This is a genomic window from Streptomyces sp. NRRL S-495 (assembly GCF_000966955.1).
Taxonomy (GTDB): Bacteria; Actinomycetota; Actinomycetes; order Streptomycetales; family Streptomycetaceae; genus Kitasatospora; species Kitasatospora purpeofusca.
Genome location: NZ_JZWY01001152.1, coordinates 1 through 4,366 on the forward strand (window position 1 = coordinate 1; position 4,366 = coordinate 4,366).

A 4,366-nucleotide genomic window follows, 5' to 3' on the forward strand; every position below is an offset into this window, starting at 1 on the left:
ACGCCTACTACCTGGGTGAGGCCGGGCACCGGGGGAGGCGGCGCGGCTGCTGGAGCTGGTGGCGGCCGACCGCCACCGGGTGCTGGGCCAGTTCCACCCGCAGACCGTGAAGTCCCGCAAGAGCCGCGCTATCCACGCCGCCCGGAGCTGACGCCCGGAGCTGATGCCAGGGGGACCGCCGGCGCCAGCCAGGGGTCCCCGCGGCGGCCGCCGAGGACGAGGACGAGGGCGACGACGTCGGCCTCCTCGCCCTGGGCCCGGTGGACGGTGGCGGAGCGGAAGCCTTCCGGACCCGTCCCGGTCGCGGCCGACTGTCCGCGCGCGAACTGGGCACACGCTGCTGGGACGGGCCGGGAGCCGCCCTACGGGTGGTCGGAGTCGTCCGCACGCCCCGGGACGTGCGCGACGGTCTGCTCGCAGTCACGGTCGGCCGACCGCGCCCCCGTCGTCCGCCGGGGCGGGGGCGGAGTTCAGGTGGGCGCGGACGGTGAGGGCGGACGGAGAGGGTGGACGGAGAGGGTGGACGGAGAGGAGCGACGCCATGACATTCCAGCACCCGGCGCGCAAGGGTACCGACGGGGAGCGCGGACGGTTCGCGCGGTTCGCCGAACTGGCGTCGAACTTCACCAGTTCCCCGGTGTTCGCGGTGTTCTGCCTGGGCCTCGTGGTGGCGTTCGTCGCGGTGCACATGGCGGGGCTGTCGACCGAGTGGCAGATCCTGGCGGGCGACTCGATGGCGGCGGTGGCCCTGTTGCTGCTGGCGATGCTGAAGAACGCCGAGCGGCGGGCCGAGCACGCGGTCCAGCGCAAGCTGGACGCGATCGCGCGGGCGCTGCTCGAACAGCAGGAGGGCGAGCGCGGTCAGGCGCACGAGGACCTGAAGGCAGCCGTCCGGATGGAGGAGCGGCTCTGACCGCCCCGGTGCGCGGTGCTCGCGCCGCCACGGCTCCCGCCCGCGCTCCCGCCCGCGCGGGGCACGTCCTCAGTCCGGCGGCTCGGCGGGGCTGTACCGCCCGGGGGCAGGCCGGCCGCGGCCGGGTTCGGTATCGGGCTCCGGGGACGGCGGCTCGGGCGGGAAGATCGGGACGGGTCGGCCGGGAGGGGCCGGCGGGTCGGGGGTCACGGGCGGCCGGCCCGGCTCCGGCGGTGTCGGCGGTGCAGGTGGTGCGGGCGGCCCGGGCGGGGGCGTCGGAGTGATGTCGGGGCCCGGGGGGACGGGGACGGTGCCCATGGGCGCGGTTCTCCTGTCGGTCGGGGACGGGTGTTCCAGATCTTCCATGCTCCCCGGATATCCCCGATCCGGGGAGGCAAACCAGCTGATCCCGGGGCAATAGCCCCGGAATCCGGAACCCGGAGCCCGGAACCGCCGACCCGGGCCGCCCTCAGACGGGGGCACCGTCCGGACGGTCGGCGCCATCGGCCCGTTGCAGCGCCCGGCCGACGACGCTCCCGCCGTAGACGGTGAACCCGACCCCGATCAGCCACGCCTGCACGACCAGGACCGTGCCGACGGTGCCGTAGGAGACGGCGTTGGACACCAGCAGCGGCGCGAAGACCAGCCGGGAGAACAGCCGCAGCCCGGCCAGGGCCGCCATCGTGACGACCGCCCCGGGCAGCAGACTGCGCCACGGCGCCCGGGGGCCGAGCAGCAGGCGCGGCAGCCACCAGAACAGCAGGACGCCGCCGAGCACGGTGGTGGCGATGCGCAGGGCCGGCTGGGCGTCGGTGCCGTGCCCCGGCACGCCGCTCCAGGCCGCGAGCACCAGGTAGGCGGTCACGGCGGCCAGGGCCACGGCCTGGCGCCACACGCCGTGCCACGGCCCCGCCGGAAGACCCCAGATCCGCTCGTAGGCGGACTGCATCGCGCCGGTGAGGGAGACGCCGAACACGGCGAGGGCGGCGAGGCCGAGACCGGTGGTGGTGCTGAGGACCTGTCCGCGCGGGCCGAACAGCACGCCGACGGACCGGCTGCCGCGGGCCGTGAGCCCCAGACCGTCGGTGATCCACTGGGCGATGCCGTTACCCCGGGCGGGGGAGGCCGCCGCGATCACCATGAGCAGCGGGACCAGGGTGACGAAGAACAGGGCGGCGAAGGCCAGCGAGCGCTGCATCAGCTCGATCTCGTGCCCCTGCCGCCACACACGCCGGCACACCGCCCCCAGCCGGCGCCCGGCCGCGGGGACGGCGGTGCGCGTCACGGTGCCACCTCCGTTCGGGGGTCGCCGGTGCGTCTGCCCGGCCGCGGGAAGGCCATGCCTGCCGCGAGCCGTGGGGTCGGACGGGGTCAGAACCGTACGGCGACGGGCCGGGCGTCGATCTCGGCCCAGACGGTCTTGCCCCGCTCGTGCGGCACCGCGCCCCACCGGTCGGAGGCCTGCTGCACGATGTACAGGCCGTGCCCGCCGGGCAGGCCGGGGTGGTGCGGCCGGCGCGGCGCGGGCAGGACCGGGGAGGTGTCGCTGACCTCGATCCGCAGACGCGCGGGGGAGAGGTCGAGCACGAGTTCGAGCGGGCCGTCGGTGTGGAGCACGGCGTTCGCGGTGAGCTCGGCGACCAGCAGGACGACGTCACCGGCCTCGGGCCACGCCCAGTCGGTGAGCGCGGCGAGGGTGAACTCCCTGGCCCGCGCGACGGGTTTGTGCTGCCCGGCGAAGGTCGTCCGGCGGCGTTGGTGCCCGCCGGCCGGCAGCACCGACCTGACGGGCCGCACCTCGGTGCGCTTCTCGTCCAGGGTCTCCCGGCGAGTGTTCATGAACGGGTGCCCTTTCGGTTCGGCGCTCTTCGCCGGTCTGCTTCCCGCCCGGCTCCGGTTCATGCACCTGTGCCCCGAGCGCGCCACGCCACTCGTCCGTCACCCGCGTTCACCGGGGTGCGGCGAGCGCGTCCCCGACCGACGGGTGGAGCGCGAACACCGTGTCGGCACCGGTCAGCTCCAGCAGCCGCAGCACGGTGGGGGAGGCGGCCGCGAGGCGCAGTTCGGCGCCGGCCGCGGTGGCGCCCATGCGGGCCTTGAGCAGCAGGTTGAGGCCGGAGGAGTCGCAGAAGCCCACCTGTTCGAGGTCGACCACGAGGACCCGCGGACGGGTCCGGAGCGCCTCGTCGAGGGCCTGCTCGGCCGGGGGGAGGGTCTCGATGTCGAGGTCGCCCACGAGGACGCACACGGCGCTGCGGTCGTCGACCGGAGGCAGCGGGGCGGTGGAGCCGGCCGCGGCGGCCGCCTCCCGCGGGGCGGTTGCTGGGTCGTTCTGGGTTGGCATGGTCGTCCCCTCCACGGATGTCCTCACGGCCTCACGGCCTCACGGCCTCACGCCTCACGGCCTCACGACCTTACGCGCACGGCGCGGTCCGGCCGAACGGCGGCCGCCGGACACGGGTGGTGTCCGGCGGCCGGGTGTCGCGGCCCGCTCAGCCGCCGTCGAGACCGCGGCGCAGCTGCTGGAGCGTGCGGCTGAGCAGGCGTGACACGTGCATCTGGGACAGGCCGAGGCGTGCGCCTATCTGGGACTGCGTCATGTCCTGGGTGAAGCGCATGGACAAGATGAGGCGCTCGCGTTCGGGCAGCGCGGCCACCAGCGGTTCGAGGGACACCAGGTCCTCGACCAGGTCGAGCCGTCGGTCGTGCTCGCCGAGGCGGTCCGCGAGCGGGCTCGTGCCCTCGTCGTCGCGGCCGCCGACCAGGTCGATGGAGTCGGTGCTGTGCGCGTTGGCTGCGGTGAGGCCCTCGACGACCTCCTCCTGCGACAGGGACAGGTGCTCGGCGAGTTCGGCGACGGTCGGGGCCCGGTCGAGGCGCTGGGAGAGCGCCTCCTGGGCCCTGGCGAGGGTGATGCGCAGTTCCTGCAGCCGCCGCGGCACGTGGACGGCCCAGGTGGTGTCGCGGAAGTGGCGGCGTATCTCGCCCAGGATGGTGGGGACGGCGAAGGTGGTGAACTCCACGCCGTGGCCGATGTCGAAGCGGTCGATCGCCTTGATCAGGCCGACCGAGCCGACCTGGAGCAGGTCGTCCGTGCTCTCGCGGTGCGAGCCGAAGCGGCGGATCGCGAACCGGACCAGCGACAGGTTCACTTCGACCAGGGTGGAGCGCACGTAGGAGTACTCGCGGGTGCCCTCCTCCAGGGTCGCGAGTCGTGCCAGGAGTACCCGGGTGAGCTCCCGGGCGTCCGCCGGGGCGACCTGCCGGGGGTCCTCGACATCGGCCAGCTCCGGGAGGACCGTCCGCGTCGGGGCGGGTGCGGCGGCCGTCGACGGGCCGGTCCGGTGCTCGGGCGTGGCAAGGAGGATGTCGTCACTGGTCGTAGCCATGCCGGTCCTTTCCCTCGGTGGTGCGGTCCGTCCCCCGGCTACCCGCTCCCGCGGATCGCACGCC

The 4,366-nt window shown here is 74.9% G+C and carries 5 protein-coding genes; 1 reads left to right on the forward strand and 4 read right to left on the reverse strand.

The features are described from left to right. The first annotated feature begins 541 nt into the window (after positions 1-541). A complete protein-coding gene (locus VR45_RS40040; protein ID WP_045944897.1) occupies positions 542-913 on the forward strand; it encodes a low affinity iron permease family protein in 372 nt (123 codons plus the stop codon). A gap of 469 nt (positions 914-1,382) precedes the next feature. Here the strand turns inward: VR45_RS40040 and VR45_RS40045 are convergent, their stop codons facing one another. From VR45_RS40045 to VR45_RS40060, 4 genes are all read right to left on the reverse strand, one after another. Further along, the gene (locus tag VR45_RS40045) at positions 1,383-2,198 is read right to left on the reverse strand and encodes a YhjD/YihY/BrkB family envelope integrity protein (protein ID WP_045944898.1); all 816 of its coding nucleotides are present in this window, start codon (positions 2,196-2,198) and stop codon (positions 1,383-1,385) included. A gap of 86 nt (positions 2,199-2,284) precedes the next feature. Beyond that, positions 2,285-2,752 (reverse strand): ATP-binding protein, encoded by a 468-nt coding sequence (locus tag VR45_RS40050; RefSeq protein ID WP_052709736.1) that lies wholly within the window; start codon positions 2,750-2,752, stop codon positions 2,285-2,287. Positions 2,753-2,861: 109 nt separating this feature from the next. After that, entirely contained in the window at positions 2,862-3,257 is a 396-nt protein-coding gene (locus tag VR45_RS40055) for an STAS domain-containing protein (RefSeq protein ID WP_052709737.1), read from the reverse strand. A 148-nt stretch (positions 3,258-3,405) separates the two neighbouring features. Further along, positions 3,406-4,302, reverse strand: coding sequence for an RNA polymerase sigma factor SigF (locus VR45_RS40060; protein ID WP_045944899.1), 897 nt, complete (start codon positions 4,300-4,302; stop codon positions 3,406-3,408). Between the last annotated feature and the right edge of the window lie 64 nt (positions 4,303-4,366).

What these genes read in the sequence shown, in the direction of transcription:
- VR45_RS40040 (WP_045944897.1), top strand. Translation starts at nt 542, where the DNA reads ATGACATTCCAGCACCCGGCGCGCAAGGGTACCGACGGGGAGCGCGGA.
- VR45_RS40060 (WP_045944899.1), bottom strand. Translation starts at nt 4,302, where the DNA reads ATGGCTACGACCAGTGACGACATCCTCCTTGCCACGCCCGAGCACCGG.
- VR45_RS40050 (WP_052709736.1), bottom strand. Translation starts at nt 2,752, where the DNA reads ATGAACACTCGCCGGGAGACCCTGGACGAGAAGCGCACCGAGGTGCGG.
- VR45_RS40055 (WP_052709737.1), bottom strand. Translation starts at nt 3,257, where the DNA reads ATGCCAACCCAGAACGACCCAGCAACCGCCCCGCGGGAGGCGGCCGCC.